Raw genomic sequence first — 16,972 nt, 5'->3', positions numbered from 1 at the left:
GTCACGCCTCCGCGTCAAGCTGCCCCATCAGGGTTTCCATGTCCCCGGTGATTCCGTTCAGCAGGGAGAGCAGTTCTTCCAGGGTTTCCCGCAGCTGTTCATTGTCCGGACCCTCCCCGGCAGGGGCGCTGCCGTATTCCGCGTCCGGTTCCAGGGGGTTCCCGCTGTCAATGCACGCCTCAATGGGGAGCAGTTCGTTTTCTTTCAGGACGTCCAGGTCCTCACGGTTCCCGGATACCAGGTAGCGCTTCGGGATACACCAGGAGGCATACATTTCCTCCGCCGCCCCCGAAAAGACGGCCGCCGTCTCTTTCAGGCGTTCATAATCCTTTTTGGTCCTTGCCTTTTCAGTGAGGAAAGCCAGCTGCTTCACAAAGGAAAGCAGACGGGCTTTTTCCTCGATGTGCTTTTCGTAGGCAGCTTCAAAAATCAGGCATACTCTGTTTTCATTCTTCATAGTCAGTCCTCCATATTTGTTTTCGGGGTTTCGCCGGTCTCGGCGGGCAGATCACCCGGCCGGGTAGTCATGATACGGTACAGCTCGGTGTCCTGCGGGAAGCGGTCAATGAACGGCAGGATCACGTTGCCATAAAAAATAAGGCCCTCGCCGGCCTCGGAATGTGTGACATAGGATAGCTGCTGCGGGGAAATGTTAAGCTGCTTTGCAAGGATTTCCCGGTCGCCGGCCGCCTGGTTCAGCATATAGACAAAATCGGAGTTCTCAAAAATGTTCTCAATCTCCGGGCTTGCCAGGAAATCCTTGATGTTCTGGGTGATCCCGGTGGGTATCCCGCCCCACTTCCTGAAACGTTTCCAGATTTCCACGCTCCAGGACGCCACCTCACCCCGCAGCAGGAGGTGGAATTCGTCAATGTAGTACCGGGGGGCCTTGCCCGCTGCCCGGTTGATGGTGACGCGGTTCCATACCTGGTCCTGAATCACGAGCATGCCGAGCTGTTTCAGCTGCTTGCCAAGTTCCTTAATGTCAAAACATACAAGGCGGTTATGGATATCCACGTTAGTGCGGTGGTTGAATACGTTGAGGGAACCATGTACGTACAGTTCCAGGGCAGAGGCCACCCGGAGCGCTTCAGGTTCCGGCTGCCGCTTAATCTCATCGTACAAATCCTCCAGGACCGGCATGTTTTCCGGCTCCGGCGCTGCCAGGTATCCCCGGTACACCGTCCGCACGGCCCGGTCAATCAGCGTCTTTTCCACCGGCTCCAGGCCGTTCCTGCCGCCTGCAACAATCTCACAGAATGACAGGAGGAAGTCGCTTTTTAAGGCCAGGGGGCTGTCATCGTCCGAGTAATCCAGATTGATGTCCATGGGGTTCACGTACTGCCGGCTGGCGGGGGAAATCCGGATGACCTGGCCCTTTAGCTTCTGCACCAGGGGGAAATACTCCGCCTCCGGATCACAGATGATAATGTCATCGGAGGTCACCAGGAATTCATTGGTGATGGAACGCTTCGCCGAGAAACTTTTTCCGCTTCCGGGAGTCCCTAAAATCAGCCCGTTGGGGTTTTTCAGCTTCTTGCGGTCACAGAGGATCATGTTGTTCGAGAGGGCGTTGAGCCCGTAGTACAGCGCCTCCCCGCCCTGGAATAATTCCTGGGTGGTGAACGGCACGAAGACGGCGGTGCTGGAAGTGGTGAGGCCCCGTTTGATTTCAATCTGGTTTATGCCTAAGGGCAGGGAGGACACGAAGCCCGCCTCCTGCTGGAAATCCAGGCGCACCAGGGAGCAGTTGTATTTCTGCGCCACGCCGGAGGCCTGGAGCACCGCGTTTTCCAGTTTCCGCCTGCCCTCTGCAAAATTCATCACCAGGAACGTGACCAGGAACATTTTTTCATTCCGGCTCTGTAATTCATGGAGCAGGTTCTTCGCCTCTCCGCCATAGGTGGCAAGGTCGGAGGGGATGATGTCCATGTCATAGCCGGAGCGGACCGCCTTTTTCTGTTCGGCAATCTTCATGGCGTCCAGGTCCGTGATCTTCCGCTTGATGGTGCGGATGGCCTCGTTCTGGTCGATACCGCGGATATGGAGTGTCACCAGGATTCCGGTGTCCGAATCCATGAAGTCCGCCAGCATACGGTCACTCAACTCCGGCGCCAGGATTTGCAGGAAAGAGACGGCCCCGGTCCGGTTCCCCATGAGGAACTGCCTGGACTGCACGAAATGGAACGAGGACGGCGCGATAAAATCCTTGACGGAGAGGCCGCTTGCCGCGAGCCATCCCCATTCAAAGGAAAACCGTTCCCCGTCCGGGTGGAGGATACCGTGCAGGAGCGCAAGGCGCTGTTTCCCGTCCAGTACCCTTGCGGCGGCGCCCATCACCTTGAAATGGCCCAGCGTGTCGGCTTCAATCCGTGCAAGGCGGCTTCTGGCCGCATAGTGATTGTCCGCCTCAATGGTGAGCGTCAGAAATTTGGTCTTTATCAGGCCATTGTTCCCGCGGGCGAGCTGCCCCCGGAGCATTTCCGTGTATTCCGCGCGGATACCGTCAAAGTCATCCCCCTGGGGCGCAATCTCAATGGTTTTCTGGAAATCCTCCTTGTTGACGTACCGGCTGATCAGGGAAAGCTGGATACCGATGGAGGAATCATAGCAGTTGTAGAAATCGCAGAGGTTTTCAAAGGTGGCCGTCTTATCGTCCGCCCCTGCAAGCTGGTAATTGATGTCCTCAAACTCAATGCACTTTGAGTAGGACCTATCCGCCAGCCTGCACAGGCCGTCCGGGTACATGGCCTCAAAGGGGAGGCTGTCCTGGGCCGAATGGGGCTTGCCGTCCCCTTTTGCCCTGGCAATCACGGCGGCAATCTCACGCTTTTCTGCCCTTGTGAGCTTCTGCTTTGCTTTTGGCGTTCCGTTTTTTGACAATGGCTCTTACCTCCTTTTCCAGTTGGTCCTGCCGCATGAGGGCAGTGTAAAAGTTACAGGTCCGGTAGGGGCGTTCCTTTGGACGGGTGAATTTCGTCCGGACGAAATGCCCGATGAACCGCTCCAGGGGCTCGCCGTTTTTTTCATACATGGCAAGCAGGAAGAACGGGAGCATGACAAGGACCATGCACAGCGTCGCCGCGCTTGTTCCCATGCTTCCCCGGAGCAGGAAGAAAAGCGGCACTCCGAGAAGCACCGCCGGTGTAAAACATGCAAGCTGCCGTTTCGTCAGGCCGAACAGCACCTTGCTCTTGATTCTGGTTAAGTCTTTCGGTACGGTCACGTAGGCCATAGGGAAACCACCTCCTTTTAGTGGGCGCCGAACAGTCCTTTTGCAAGGCTGCCGGTCTTGAACAGGGAGAAGCATAAAAGCACCGTGTATCCCATGCAGGCCCAGATAGCGCTGCTCATATCGCCGCCCTCGGAGATGTTCTGCACCAGGACGGCGTATATGCCGACGCATACCATGATGAGGAACGCCTGGAAGCCCAGGGCCAGCAGGGATTTCAAGTAATTCTGGCCGATCCCTCCCCATTCCCGGTTTACCATCGTGGCAAAGGGGATCGGGCCGAGGGAGGTCACGAGGTATATCTCAATCATGCGGCCGTAAACCACCAGGAAGATACAGATGGAGAGGATGTGCATGGTAAGCCCCACGAACATGCTCTGGAACCACAGCCCCAGCAGCGGCCCTAAATCCATGGCCTCCAGTTCGGTTTCCATGTTTCCGAGGACGGAGGATATTTCAATGCTTGCGTCGGTTGAGATGACGCCGGTGCTCTGGTTCACCACATGCTGCGCCATGTCGAACACGCCCATGACAATGTTCCAGGTGTTCGTCACCAGCAGCACGGCGATAAAGGTCTTGAATATCCATTTAAAGAATATCCAGGTATCCACATCGTGGAGGTTATTCTTTTCAACCACGATCTGGATGAGCTCATAGCACATGACAAACGTCAGGATGATTCCGGCTATCGGGATAATGACATTTTCGGAAAGGTTCTGGATCATGGAAAAGACGCCCCCGTTCCAGCCGGAGGGCGTCTGTCCAACTTCACCCGTAATCTCGCCTACTTTGGTATTCACCGTGTCAAACATTCCCGACAGGTTCCCGGTTATGCCGTCAATGAGAAGCCCTTTGAACCATTCCGTGATCTTGTCGATAATGCTGTCCATAGGCGGTTACCTCCCATCTTATCCGAACAGGCCGGAGAGCAGGGGAACGAGCGTCATGCCGATCAGGGCAACGCCGCCGCCCGCCATGAGCTGCTTCATGCCCTGGCTTTTGGCACCGGGGTTATCGTTACCGTAGCCCTCCAGGAGGTTGATGACACCCCAGATACCAAGGCCGGCGCCCAGGGCGATGACTAACGTCTGCAATACATCTACCGCGCTGTTAAAGAATTCCATAAAATTTCCTCGCTTTCTTTGCTGAAATCAGTTTCCGGTTTCTTCTATTTCCAGCTCGTACAGTTCAAACGGCTCATCCGGCTTTACAATGGCCGGGCAGCGCTTCATGTACCGTTCCACGTCAAAGGTGTTCTTTTTGTCGGCGTCGGCAAGGTATTTGTAGCGGGGGTGTTTCGTAATGTCGTACTTTTCAGAAAAGAACGGCCTTACACCCCGAAGCTGCAAGATACATCTGCCGCCGTCCATGACGGCGATTTCGTCCTGGGACATCAGCTCCTTTCCTAATTTCTGATAATTGAGGCCGTGGGAAATCTGCGTGCCCCGGTTTTCCGAGGTATTGAAACTGTCTATGGTCTCTTTCCCCAGAAGCTCCGAGATTTCTTTCAGCGTGGATTTCTCCTTGCCTCCCAAAAACAAGGTCGTGTCGCAGTTGCCCACAATGGTGTCTGCGGCGTCCTTGTAGATGGACTTTAGCTGTGACTGGCTCTGCAAAATGATGGAAGCCGAGATTTCCCGGCTCCTTATGGTGGCAATCAGCTTGTCGAAGTTTGGTATCTGGCCGATGTTGGCAAATTCGTCCAGGATACAGCGCACATGGACGGGCAGCCGCCCGCCGTACACGTCATCCGCCTTGTCGCAGAGCAGGTTGAAAAGTTGCGATTGTAGGATCGCTATAACGAAATTGAATGTGGTGTCCGTGTCGCTCATGATGAGGAACAGGGCGGTTTTGCGGTCGCCCAGGGTATCCAGTTCCAGTTCATCGTACTCCATGAGGCCGCGGAGCTCCTTTATGTCAAAGGGCGCCAGCCTTGCGCCGCAGGAAATAAGTATGGATTTTGCGGTCTTGCCCGCCGCCAGCTTATATTTTTTATACTGTTTCACGGCAAAGTGGTCCGGTTCCCGTTCCTCCAGCCCGACAAACATGAGGTCAACGGGGCTCTGGTATTCCTCATCGTCCTCCCTGGCTTCGGAGGCGTTTATCATATCCAGCAGGGTGATGAAATTCTTTTCTTCCTCCGGCGCCTCATACCAGATGAAGCCGATGAGGGCGCAGTACAGGAGGCGTTCCGACTTCACCCAGAAATCCTCACTGGATTTTTCCCCGTCCCCTTTGGTGTTGGCAATGATGGTGTTCACCAGCTTCAAAATATCTTTTTCGGATCGGATGTAGGAAAAGGGGTTGAAGTGCATGGACTTTTTGAAATTGATGGTGTTCAGCACCTTTATCCGGTATCCGCCCCGGACCAGGAGCTGCCCGACCTCCCCGATCAGGGTGCCTTTCGGATCGGTCACCACGTATGAGGAATGGAGCTGCATGAGGTTGGGCTTCACAAAGAACCTGGTCTTGCCGGAGCCGGAACCGCCGATCACCAGGATATTCTTGTTCCTGGCATACTTCGGCTGCTTCGGGCGGCCCGACATGGTGAGCCGTTCCGTCATGGTAAGCAGGACATTGTTGTAAAAATCCTTGTCCATGTAAGGGGCAATATCCGCCGCCGTTCCCCAGCGGGCAGAGCCGTACTCCATGCCCTGGCGGTATTTCTTCGCATTTTTGCCCTTGAAATATACCAGGAGCCGGATCACCACCGCGCCGGCAAGACCGATACAGAGGTCCGCAGGATGGAGGCTGGGGGCAAGGCTGCCAAAGGCGGCCGAAAGACTGCTGCCCAGGTGCAGGAATTTTTCGGACAGGTCCGCACCCTGAGCCAGACGGAACGCCTGGCAGAGCTTGTCAAAGAGCCAGAGGAACAGGAGATAGGGGAGGTTTAAAAGGACCAGTTTTTTCACATTCAGGCTGTTCATAATTCCACACCCCGGTCTTTGGCCTTGACTTTCTCCCGCTGTTTCCCTTTCTGCTGCGCCTTTTCTTTCATGGCGGAGAGCAGCTTGCGGATGGAGGGCTTTTTCTCATGTTTCAGCGTCATGGCGGAGAATTTCTCAAATGCCGCCATCACGGAATCCTTATCCTGACCCTTGAAGAACACCAGGTAATGGGGAGGTTCCTGGCTGCCGTCTTTCTTTAGGGCAAAATCAATCTGGAATTCCTTTGCCACGGAGGAAAATGCCTTGATGTTCTGGTCCGTGATTTCAATGTTTGTCAGTGGCTTCCCGTGCTTCTTGAGCTGCCGGAGCGTCTGCTGCCCCTCCTTCGGCCGGTTCCGCCGTGCCTTTTCCGCCCGCAGGAAAGCACGGATGGCTTTCTGCAAAAGGTCGGCTGTCAGTTTGGTGGCCCTGATGGACAGGGCTATGGTTTTCTGGGTTACTTCTTCCTGCATGGGTGTTACCTCCTTTCCCCGCCGCTGTACATGTCATGGTTCACCAGTGACGTGTAATAATTCCCGATGGTGGCCGGCGCATTATACAGGGCGGCCAGCAGGTATTTCTTGATGTTGCGGATGTAGGTGGTGTTATCGGTCATGCTGGCAAGTACGTACTGGATGTGCCCGCTGTCCAGTTTCAGGAAGCGGGATTTCACCACCTCTGCGGGGTAGTCATCCCCTGCAATACGGATCACCTTCCGGTTGGAGCAGACCGTATCAACAATGAGCTCCACCAGTTCATCCAGACGTTCCCGGTCAATGTGGCTGTCCCTGGAAAGGAAGCGGTATTCAATGTTTTCCAGGACCAGATTCCTGTAATTCTCACGGACAGAGACCGTATCCGTTCCCATCCCATCCGCCGCCTGCGGCTTCCTCCGGGTTGATTGGATAGGATTTGATGGCTCGGTATTTGATAAATCCGTATTTGATTCCTGGTTACTTGATTTCTTAGTATTTAATTGTGCGGGATTTTCCTGTTCAGGGGAAACCTGTCCAGGCGTTCCCAATACTGGATTTTCCAAAACTGGATTTTCCCATTCAGGATTTCCCGGTTCTGGAGGGGCAGGGCGGGGCTGCTCCAAAATGGTGTACTCAATCGTGGTGAGCTGCCCTTTTTCGTTGCGGATACGGCGCCGGATGATATAGCCGGCTTCCTCCAGTTCCTTTACGGTGGCACATATACTGTCCACGCCGTCCTTACATATCCGTGCCAGCCCCCTTGTGGTATAGTCCCAATCTTCCGGCAGGGAGAGCATGAGGGAGAGAAGTCCTTTTGCTTTCAGGGACAGCGCCGTGTTCCGCAGATGGTGGTTCGCCATCACGGTGTAGTCACGGGTTTTCTCAATGCGGAAAACCGCCATGTGGATTACCTCCTTAATAAAAGAGGTCCGTTTCCATAGCTTTTTACTTCTGTGTCGAATATAGGAGCAAAGAGGATAAAAATGCCTTATTTGCCCAAAATTGAAAGCACAGAGAGAAAAAAACGGTAGAAACAGACCTTTGTGTGATGTGTTTTAATTAGGATATAGTCTTTGCACTCAGAACGGCGGTGGTGGTTGAAAAATATAGTTTGTTGAATAACTCTGCTCACAATAATAATAGCTCCTTTGCAATTTAACTATAAAAAGCCATAGGAAATTTCACCTATGGCTTTGACATTAGATAATACAAAAATATAAATAAGTAAGATTTTATTTTATAAATTGCAATTCCCCTATAAATGTTGTAGAATCATAATGAGTGTTTATGATTTTTAGGGAGGAGGAAAGTTATTGCCGAATGTTATTGATCTTTTTGCCGGGGCTGGTGGTCTAAGCTTAGGAGCTTGTCGCGCAGGTTTTAATGTTGTAGCAGCCGTAGAATTGGATGCACATGCAATTAATTCACATATAACTAACTTTCCTAATACTAAGCATATTCAAAGAGATATAATGTCTTTACAGGGGAGTGATTTGCTAACGTTATCAGGTATCAACAATAACCAGCTAGTCGGTATCATAGGAGGTCCTCCTTGTCAAGGATTTAGTAATATTGGACATGGTAATGTTGATGATAAAAGAAACCGCTTATTTATCAAGTTTTTTGAACTTATCGAAGAATTGCAACCAGTCTTTTTTGTTGCAGAAAATGTTCCGGGCATAATGAATGATAAATATAAAGCAATTAGAGAAGAAGCTTTTAATCACATTACAAATTATAATTTACTACCACCAATAAGTGTAAATGCAAGTGAATACGGTGCGCCAACAACGCGTACACGTATATTTTTTATTGGTTATCGTGATGATAAACGAATCAATCCCTTTACAGAAGATGATATTGAACTTATGAAAGTTCCATTGAACCAACGAACTAATGTCCGTACAGCATTGGAGGGGCTTCCAGCTAATATTCGTTATAGTTCAAAATGCACTGGTGAAAAAAAGTTGGATAAAACTTACACAGCAGAGAATGCCGTTCGTATTCAAACGGATTTTTTTTATCAACGTGTGGTTGATTTACGTCCAAAAGGTGTCGGAAATCCAGAGTATATTAATTTGTATACGGATAAGCATATTGTTAATGGGTGTCTTACAACAAAACATTCACCAGAAGTGAAGCATCGATATGCGAATTTGAATTATGGACAACAAGATAAAGTGTCAAAATCTATAAGACTTAACCCCGATAAGTATTGTCCAACATTAAGAGCGGGTACTGGACCTGAAAAGGGTAGCTTTCAAGCTGTACGGCCAATACATTTCAAATATGCACGAGTTATTACTCCAAGAGAAGCAGCCCGATTGCAAGGATTCCCTGATTGGTATAAATTGCCTGAAACCATTTGGCATGGATTCAGGCAATTAGGCAATAGTGTATCTCCTTTGGTCGCGGAAAGAGTTTTAAGTGCTATTTATCAAAAACTTACTTGATGATAATTAGGGTAAAACTTATAAAATGATATGTAACTATCAACAACCTGTGTTGCTTTTTCTGAAAATATAAAAGGAAATTTAGTTATAAGTTGTTGCCGGACTTCATTAGCCGGTAGCAACTTATTTAATTCAGAAATTTCCCTAACGGATAATGCGGGAATTTCTATATGGCAAGGGTTATCCCACGAAAACGTATTGTGGGGATAGCCTTTTAACATATTTTGGATTTCATTTTCCTGTTTATGTGAATCTAAAATAATTCCTGTAAATGTAACCATTTGCTGCCCATCGGCATAAATACTTGAAAATAGTGGCAACATAAAATTAGGGCTATACAAGGGTTCATCAATAAGGCTTTGCATGGTTACATTTTTTAATATTTTTAAAAGCACTAATGGATAATTTGCCGTAGTCATATTTTGGGGTGTGATTGATACAGGAAAATACATATCAGGTACGCGCTTTTGTAATGCTTCAAGCCTTATCTTTTGTAAATCATCAGGGTTGGTGTTGTCTGCTTTTCCACCTAATGAGCCAGGATTAGCATTCAGAGTTATACGAACAATATCTCCAGGGTTTAATATATTAAGGAGAGTGGCATAATCAGCAAGTTGCATTCCTAATTCTGCGGGAGTAACGTAATCTAGCCAGAATATATTATGTGTGTTATCCTCTATGAACAATTCTGACAAATATTCTGTGCTATCTATATTTTTAACCTCTATGCAATTATATGGTAGATTAAATTTAGCACGTTCATACTCAATAGGATCTTTTTCTAGTGAAATCATTTTAGAAATATTTAATGTATCGTGCAATAATTTAAAATCGTCAAATAAATAAGAACCAAAGCCTGTATATTGATAGTCTATAATTGGAAATAATTGAGAAAGTCCAATTAAGGTTTGAATAAACAAACTGCGATCTATACTTTTATTAGGCCGGAGGTGATAAAACGGTTGGTTTGCCATATCATTCATCCTTTGTTTTTTTTGCTTGTTCTAAAATAATATCAAAACATTTCTCTCCAATTTGTGAGGGCGTAACAGAGTGGTTTCGGTCATTGTAGAAATATTCTACTAAATCCAAAATTTCGTCTGAATCCTTACTGTACCTTATAACTTTATAGGGTTTATCATTGTGAGGTTTTGGCAATACTGGATTAAATACAAACCCACCACGATTTTGACGAAGTTTTATTGGACTTTCGTCAGAAGATTGAATGGGAGTAGCAATGAGTGATTCAACAGGAACACTTTTTGCTTTTGTTGAAAATTTACGTTCTTCCTCATTCTGGCCTTTCCATTTGTTGGTGTAATCAGTAAACATTTTAAGACCTTGTCTCATTCTGTCTTTTACAGCGGAATAGATTTTCGATGATGTATCAACACCACGTTTCGTAGTTGTCATCGGTAAATTTTTAGGGTTATTACTTTCAAATATTACTATACCACGAATACCAATAAACTGAGTATGGTATTGAGGAATACCAGCTTCTCCCCAACCAGTCAAATGGCTTTTATCGTTATATAGTACGACACGATCATTACATACGATTGTCCAACCGGCATCGGAAGAAGATCGTTTGAGATTATTTTCGTCATCTATATCTTCTGGTGAAGGTGGCGGAGCATAGAAACCAATAACCAAACTAACAGATACATCATCAAAAGTTTGCTTATAAACGAAAGGTTTAACACCCGTTCCATCTGCTGCTTCATCCATAAGTAATTGCATTGGTAATGGTTCTACTTCATGATCATTAATTAAAATTTTAAAGCCTTTTTGAATAATGAAGCTATAACTTTGTTGAATGGATTTTACTAGTCGTTCGGTATATTCATCAATTTTATCTTTTGAACTCCATATATCAGCTATTCCTGGATTGATATTGTCTATTTTTATTTTAGTTCCTCCGCTAGTTAACAGTTCCGGGAATATAGGTTCATTAACAGAAAAATTCCAGTCATCATCTGAAGCAGCCCAGTTAAGAGGTATTATTACTTGATAGAGTTCCCCATTATTTCTGGTACTTACCAAAGCTGATCTTCCGATTTTGAAGATGGCCCTTTTCATTCCTATGCCATATATGCCAACAGTAGGAAGTTCATCCCCAAATTTTTCAGGTGAACGTCCCATGCGAAATGCATATTTTTCAGCTATTTCACGAGGAATGCCACCACAATTATCTTCAATAATAAAAGAATTATTTGTAATTGTGATTTGTGAGTAGTAGCCATTATAATAATCTGGCGATGTTCGTTTGTCGAGCGCACCTTTTTGTCGTACTACTCCATCGAGGCAGTTATCTAATAAATCTAATATTGCGTCGCTTAATTCAATATCTCGTGTGAGCATTCCAACGAAAAATTCCTTTGTGGGCGCTCCTTGAACGGTTTTACTCATAGCACACCTACTTTCCTAAAACATAATATAGTATTATGCTTTTAAACATATTAAATACATTATACGTCTTAGTTTTGATAGCTTCAAGTTAATAGTTATATTTTGGAAAAGAAATTACAAAAAAACAAAGAATAATATTCTTTATAAAATGTTTTATAGGTCACGGTCCTTGTTGTCGTAATGGAGGTGGCCGGAAAGTACCTTTGCATGATTCTTTATCCTGATAAAACCCCGTTCCTGGTTCTCCAGGGATTTCTGGTAGCCCTGGTCCGTAAGGAACAGGCGCGTCCGTTCCCCTTTTGTGCCCACGGGGGAATCGCGGGAGAGCACGTCAAAGACAATCATGTGGCGGGTATCGGGGGCAAAACGCTCCAGTGCCATAATGTCATGGCCTGCCAGTTTGACGGCGCCGGATTTCTGCCTGGCCTCCGCCAGAAGCTCGCCGACGGTCTTAGGCTCATATGGCAGATGGTAATTCATGCGTATGCCCTGGACCATCTCCATACATTCCCTCTCCGGCAGTTCTTTCAGCTTCCCCATAAGGCTGTATGCCGAGTCCGCCAATGTCCGGCTTTTCATGTAAGGGGCAGCCATGCGGATTTCATCCAGGGTGTCGGCCTTGTTGTAGCCGTTGAATTGATAGAGCACCCTTTTTTCGTTATCAGTCAGATTCATGTGATGACCTCCTTTTTGATTTTGGGCATAAAAAAATAGGCGTCCGTGAGGAACACCTATCTGTTTCCGTGATTCAGTTTTATATGAATTGCGTGAAGCCGGCCATATAAAAATCTGTCAATGGTAAGTGCTGGCTGCTGCAATGATTGTCTTGTTTTCTCTGTATCGTCACTCCGGCGCTTCTGCCAACATCCCTCCAAAATGCCACCAACATCCCTCCGACGTCATTTTCCGGTTGCCAAACCGGAGTTTTTGAGGTATACTGATAAACACTAGAAAAGCAGAGCAAAAATGCGGGAAATGCTTGATTTTATGGGCTTTTTTAAGGGTTCTAAGTTCCAATGGGTTCTATTGTATTCCAACAGGTTCTACCTATTGTAAGGGACTTAAAATCCTGCGAGGGTTAAACTTCGTACCGGTTCGATTCCGGTCTGCGGCATTTGGGAAACAAAAAACCAGAAATCTTATAATGAGATTTCTGGTTTTTTTATTGCGATAAAGTAACCGTCAAATAACAGAATGTATAGAAAAATCGCCAGCCTTCTGCTCTTCTCAAGGTTGGCGGTTATCTACATATTTTCTGTATGACAGGTTCCCATGGCATATAGTCTTCCAGAAATTCCGGATACTGCTGGAATGCTGTTCCGGGGATATCACTCAAAATATACTGAATGTATTTTCTGGGGTTTAGGCCATTGACTTTTGCCGTTTCCGCCAGCGTATAGATACCTGCACTGGCCTCTGCTCCTTTGGGGCTTCCAGAAAACAGCCAGTTCTTACGTCCTATCGTAAAGGGACGGATGCAGTTCTCGGCAAGATTGTTTGAGACAGCGCAGTTCCCGTCCAGCAGATAATTCATCAACCCCTTTCTCTGGTTGAAGGCATAGGTAAATGCCTCTCCAAGTTTGGATTTTGGAAGGATTCCGGCAGATGCATCTTCAGCCCACGACCAAAAGGCATCTAATACAGGCATTTCTTGTATCAGACGCTGTTCCTTCCTGCCTTGGGGAGACAGGACTTCCAGTTTTTTCTCAATCTCAAACAGCTGATTGATGTAGCTGATGGCCTGTGCCGGAATGGTTGTTTCCCGGCTTTGCGTTTCTTTTGGAAGGGCATCCACAAAGTATCTGCGAAGGTGTGTCCAACAGAAACATCTTGTAATCCCAGATACTTTTTCATATCGGTATAACCACAGGCAAGATAAATCGTTTCTGCCCGTGAAAGATCCCCTAACATCTGGATGCAGCCAGAATGACGGACTGAATCAGGGAGTCTGGCGTATTCACAGCGATCTCAATCACTGCACTGCCGGAACGGATGATAACAGATGCGGGATTGGAAGAGCAATGGCTAATAACCGGAATCGATGCAAACACTGCAGTCTCCGGTGCTTCCGTGGAAACAGATCCTGCATTTCGCTTATGCGGAAGGTTCTCAATCGCCAACTTTCTGATCTTTGCGAGCCAGTAATAGTAGCTTTTCAAAGAAATGCCATTCTCTTCACACCACTGCTGGTTAGAAAGCCCACTGTCGCGGCATCGGTGAATGACTTCCAGCCATTTCTGGATATTGATTTGTGTCTTTGCTGATAGTTCTTCCATGATATACCTCCGTGTTTTAGATTTTTAAGAGCAGACTCTAAAAACTCTAAGAGTAATTATCACGGATTATGGCAGGAAAAGAAATACACTATGTTATTTGACGCTTACTTTGTTTAGATACTTATAAAAATCGGTAAACTGTGAGATTTGCTGTTTTTCAGAAAGGTAAGTTTACTTCTTTAAAGTTTAGTGTATAATAAAATCATAAATTTCTGATGATGATTGTTTTCTCTAAATTGTGAGGTGGACGGATGAGGTCTGATTCAATATATAAAAATATTTTAGATAACCTGGGAGATACTGCTGTTCTTGTAATACGGCGGGATGATCACAGGATTTTATATTATAATGAGACTATGAAAAAAGCAGTTCCTGAAATCCGGGAAGGGCAGATTTGTGATGAAGTCTGGATGGTGTCAGGCAAGAAATTTCCCCTTAGTAGGATAGAAAACAGAAACTCATATTCTGAAATCAGTCTGGACAATCCTTTTGGATCGGCTGTGGAGTTTCACGCATCTGCGATAGAATGGGGGGAGGAAGGAATTGCCTCCTATGTCGTTACAATAAGGCCTCACGGATTTGCCGAGGAGGAAAGCCACCGGATCGCAGAAAGTGGAATAAAAGAGAAAATCATAAACATAACAATGGATGAGGCGGTCACACAGGTTTATGATGAGGTGATTTATTTTAACATAACCAGAGGCAAACTTATATTCCGACAGGGGAACGGGCGGGTGGACCTGGGCAGAAATGAGGATAATGTCAATTTTGAAGATATTTTATCAAAGGTCCATCCTGACGACCGGGACGAGTTTCAAAGGACATTCTCGCCCGACAATATGATGGAGCGCTTTAAACAGGGAAAAACAACGGGATACATGGAATGCCGGAGACTTGGGACCGATGGAAGATATCATTGGTATGCAACTACTTTAAAGATGGCGGAAGGCGATAAAGATGATATCATCATGCTTGCTTTAATTGCTAATATTGAAGAGAAAAAGCAGCTGGAACGGGAAAAAAATGACTTGCTTTCCTGTATTATGAATTTGTTCGGCGAATTTCTTATGCTGGATCTTAATTCGGGCAGGTATCTGGTATATAAAAGTGACGGTCAGTTGAAAACTATGTTTCAGGAGAAAACGTTCAGCCAGTTCAACCGTCTGTATGGAGAAACTTTAATCCACCCCCATGACAGGAAACGTTTTTTTGATTCCTTTACTCTCGATAACATCAGAAAAAATATGGGAAGCGGAAAAGAGCAGATTGTGGTGGAAGTCCGGAGAAAAGACAGTATGGGAGAATACCGCTACTGTGAACTGATAGGTACCTTTCTGAAGGATGGGGACGGACTTCCGGATAAGATGATGTTGACATACCGTGATACGGATGAGCTGACAAGAGCCAGGATAGAAGAGAAACATGCCAATCAGCGCTTTGTGCGTGCGGTAAATGATTCCTACAATGAGATTTATGAAGGAGAGTTGTATTCCGATTATCTGAAACAGTGGAAGGGAGACACGGCAGAACAGCATCTGCGTTTTGTCCCGTCTATTACAGAGCAGATTGACTGGGCGGCCGGGGCGGTGATCCATCCTGGAGAGAGGGAAGAATTCATAAGGATCCTGCAGCCGGAAAATCTGAAAAAAGAATTTGAGAGCGGAAAAACAGAGGTGACAACCAGATACCGGCGCATGACCGCCGCGGGAACTTACCGTTGGTATTCCATGCACATCCAGCTTCTCGAAATGACGACGAACTGCATCAGGGTTATGTATTATCTGAGAGATGTCGATGATGTGAAGAAGGAAGAGGAAAGAAAGCAGGCAGAGCTTCAGAGCGCCCTTGCCATGGCAGAGAAGGCGAATGAGGCCAAGACGGACTTTCTTTCACGAATGAGTCATGACATAAGGACCCCAATGAATGTTATTATCGGAATGTCATCGATAGCCAAGTACATTCTGCAGGGACCGACGGCGCTTAAGGCCGAAAATCCGCTGGATGCTGACCGGCCGGAGGGAGAAGAAAAGCCGAAGAATAAAGAGAAGCTGCTCGACTGCCTGGAAAAGATTGATATGTCGGCGACCTTTTTACTTTCCCTGATTAACGATATTCTGGATATGTCGAAAATTGAGAGCGGGAAGATGGGAGTCACAATTAGGGAAATGAATCTGAAAGAGGTGATACGCAGCGTTGTGGCTCTCAGCGAAGTCCAGGCGGAGGAGCGCAGCCAGAAATTTTCGGTAGAGATTGCGCCTGAAGTTGGGACATATTATTTGTGTGACAGTCTGAGACTGAATCAGATTCTCATGAATCTTTTGAGTAACGCCTTAAAGTATACACCGGAAAAGGGAACGATTACTTTTTCAGTCACGGCGGAAGCGGAAAAAGAAGACATCCAGCTTATTCGTTTTATTATATCAGATACAGGAGCCGGGATGACGGCCGAATTTATGGAACGGATGTTTGAGCCGTTTGAACAGGAAGATTCCGGAGGGAGCCGGATATTCGAAGGAACGGGCCTGGGTCTTTCGATCAGCAGGAGACTGGTTGAACTTTTGAGCGGTACGGTCAGTGTGGAAAGTGAACTTGGTAAAGGTACGACCTTTACGGTTGTTATCCCCATGAAAAGATCGGATAAAGCCCCGGGGATGGAAGAAAGACGGGGGAAAGAGCGGAAAGAAAGCAGAAGTGAATGCGAAAACAGGTTTCGCAGCGCGCGTATTCTTCTTGTTGAAGATAACGAGATTAACAGAGAAATTGCAGAAATGCTGCTGGAGCAGAAAGGAATAACGACAGAGTGCGCTGTCAATGGCGAAGAGGCGGTTGCCATTTTTGAAAATTCTGCTCCGGGCTGGTATGATGCCATTTTGATGGATATCAGGATGCCTTTTATGAACGGAATCGAGGCTGCAAAGAAAATCAGGGGTTTGGGACACCAGGATGCTGCAGGAGTGCCGATTATCGCAATGACCGCAAACGCCTTCAACGATGAACGGGAGGAAGCTCTGAAGGCCGGTTTTAACGACTATTTGACAAAGCCGATTGATGCTGGGATTCTATATCGCTGTCTTGAGAACTTTTTATAGAAGCTCATATATAATTAGATGGAATAAAAAGCGGCAGTATTTTAATGGACTTTATGAAAGGCGGGGCGGAGGAAAAAAACCTGTCCCCCGGGAGTGGTGACAGGGGCAGA

The 16,972-nt window shown here is 46.9% G+C and carries 14 protein-coding genes and 1 pseudogene; 2 read left to right on the top strand and 13 right to left on the bottom strand.

The genetic code is table 11. The features are described from left to right. Position 1: 1 nt before the first annotated feature. The 8 genes from EJL91_RS19760 to EJL91_RS19725 are packed head-to-tail and all read right to left on the bottom strand — an operon-like array spanning position 2 to position 7,537. Positions 2-457 (bottom strand): hypothetical protein, encoded by a 456-nt coding sequence (locus tag EJL91_RS19760; RefSeq protein ID WP_125143701.1) that lies wholly within the window; start codon positions 455-457, stop codon positions 2-4. Positions 458-459: 2 nt separating this feature from the next. Beyond that, positions 460-2,883, bottom strand: coding sequence for a VirB4-like conjugal transfer ATPase, CD1110 family (locus EJL91_RS19755; protein WP_125143700.1), 2,424 nt, complete (start codon positions 2,881-2,883; stop codon positions 460-462). Beyond that, positions 2,825-3,235 carry a PrgI family protein gene (locus EJL91_RS19750; RefSeq protein ID WP_125143699.1) on the bottom strand — a complete coding sequence of 137 codons (411 nt, stop codon included), beginning with the start codon at positions 3,233-3,235 and terminating at the stop codon, positions 2,825-2,827. The genes EJL91_RS19755 and EJL91_RS19750 overlap by 59 nt, the downstream gene beginning before the upstream one ends. A gap of 17 nt (positions 3,236-3,252) precedes the next feature. After that, a complete protein-coding gene (locus EJL91_RS19745; RefSeq protein WP_125143698.1) occupies positions 3,253-4,122 on the bottom strand; it encodes a VirB6/TrbL-like conjugal transfer protein, CD1112 family in 870 nt (289 codons plus the stop codon). An 18-nt stretch (positions 4,123-4,140) separates the two neighbouring features. After that, a complete protein-coding gene (locus tag EJL91_RS19740; protein WP_125143697.1) occupies positions 4,141-4,356 on the bottom strand; it encodes a Maff2 family mobile element protein in 216 nt (71 codons plus the stop codon). A 27-nt stretch (positions 4,357-4,383) separates the two neighbouring features. Next, positions 4,384-6,159, bottom strand: coding sequence for a VirD4-like conjugal transfer protein, CD1115 family (locus EJL91_RS19735; protein ID WP_125143696.1), 1,776 nt, complete (start codon positions 6,157-6,159; stop codon positions 4,384-4,386). Then, complete coding sequence (locus tag EJL91_RS19730) at positions 6,156-6,632, bottom strand: PcfB family protein (protein WP_125143695.1); 477 nt, start codon at positions 6,630-6,632, stop codon at positions 6,156-6,158. Before EJL91_RS19730 ends, EJL91_RS19735 begins: the two co-directional genes overlap by 4 nt. Before the next feature lie 5 nt (positions 6,633-6,637). Continuing rightward, the gene (locus EJL91_RS19725; protein ID WP_125143694.1) at positions 6,638-7,537 is read right to left on the bottom strand and encodes a DUF6017 domain-containing protein; all 900 of its coding nucleotides are present in this window, start codon (positions 7,535-7,537) and stop codon (positions 6,638-6,640) included. Positions 7,538-7,948: 411 nt separating this feature from the next. Between EJL91_RS19725 and EJL91_RS19720 the strand changes: the two genes are divergently transcribed. Beyond that, the gene (locus tag EJL91_RS19720; protein WP_125143693.1) at positions 7,949-9,088 is read left to right on the top strand and encodes a DNA cytosine methyltransferase; all 1,140 of its coding nucleotides are present in this window, start codon (positions 7,949-7,951) and stop codon (positions 9,086-9,088) included. Here the strand turns inward: EJL91_RS19720 and EJL91_RS19715 are convergent. From EJL91_RS19715 to tnpA, 5 genes and pseudogenes are all read right to left on the bottom strand, one after another. After that, on the bottom strand, positions 9,073-10,062 hold the full coding sequence (locus EJL91_RS19715; protein ID WP_125143692.1) for an O-methyltransferase: 990 nt from the start codon (positions 10,060-10,062) through the stop codon (positions 9,073-9,075). The genes EJL91_RS19720 and EJL91_RS19715 overlap by 16 nt on opposite strands. A gap of 1 nt (position 10,063) precedes the next feature. Continuing rightward, the gene (locus EJL91_RS19710; protein WP_125143691.1) at positions 10,064-11,497 is read right to left on the bottom strand and encodes an ATP-binding protein; all 1,434 of its coding nucleotides are present in this window, start codon (positions 11,495-11,497) and stop codon (positions 10,064-10,066) included. A 153-nt stretch (positions 11,498-11,650) separates the two neighbouring features. Next, entirely contained in the window at positions 11,651-11,977 is a 327-nt protein-coding gene (locus EJL91_RS25425) for a DUF5720 family protein (protein WP_479723359.1), read from the bottom strand. A 760-nt stretch (positions 11,978-12,737) separates the two neighbouring features. Next, a pseudogene (tnpC, locus tag EJL91_RS19700) lies at positions 12,738-13,352 on the bottom strand (IS66 family transposase); the annotation flags it as partial. 49 nt (positions 13,353-13,401) lie between these two features. Continuing rightward, on the bottom strand, positions 13,402-13,773 hold the full coding sequence (gene tnpA, locus EJL91_RS19695) for an IS66 family insertion sequence element accessory protein TnpA (RefSeq protein WP_125143689.1): 372 nt from the start codon (positions 13,771-13,773) through the stop codon (positions 13,402-13,404). Between the two features lie 356 nt (positions 13,774-14,129). On the opposite strand from tnpA, the gene EJL91_RS19690 reads away from it, so the two are divergent. Further along, positions 14,130-16,862 carry a PAS domain-containing hybrid sensor histidine kinase/response regulator gene (locus EJL91_RS19690; RefSeq protein ID WP_243125490.1) on the top strand — a complete coding sequence of 911 codons (2,733 nt, stop codon included), beginning with the start codon at positions 14,130-14,132 and terminating at the stop codon, positions 16,860-16,862. The last annotated feature ends 110 nt before the right edge of the window (positions 16,863-16,972 follow it).

The sequence above is a fragment of the Clostridium transplantifaecale genome, from assembly GCF_900626075.1.
In the GTDB taxonomy this organism is placed as follows: domain Bacteria; phylum Bacillota; class Clostridia; order Lachnospirales; family Lachnospiraceae; genus Otoolea; species Otoolea transplantifaecalis.
Note: the sequence above shows the minus strand (reverse complement) of the source record. Positions and strands in the feature narration are given on the sequence as shown.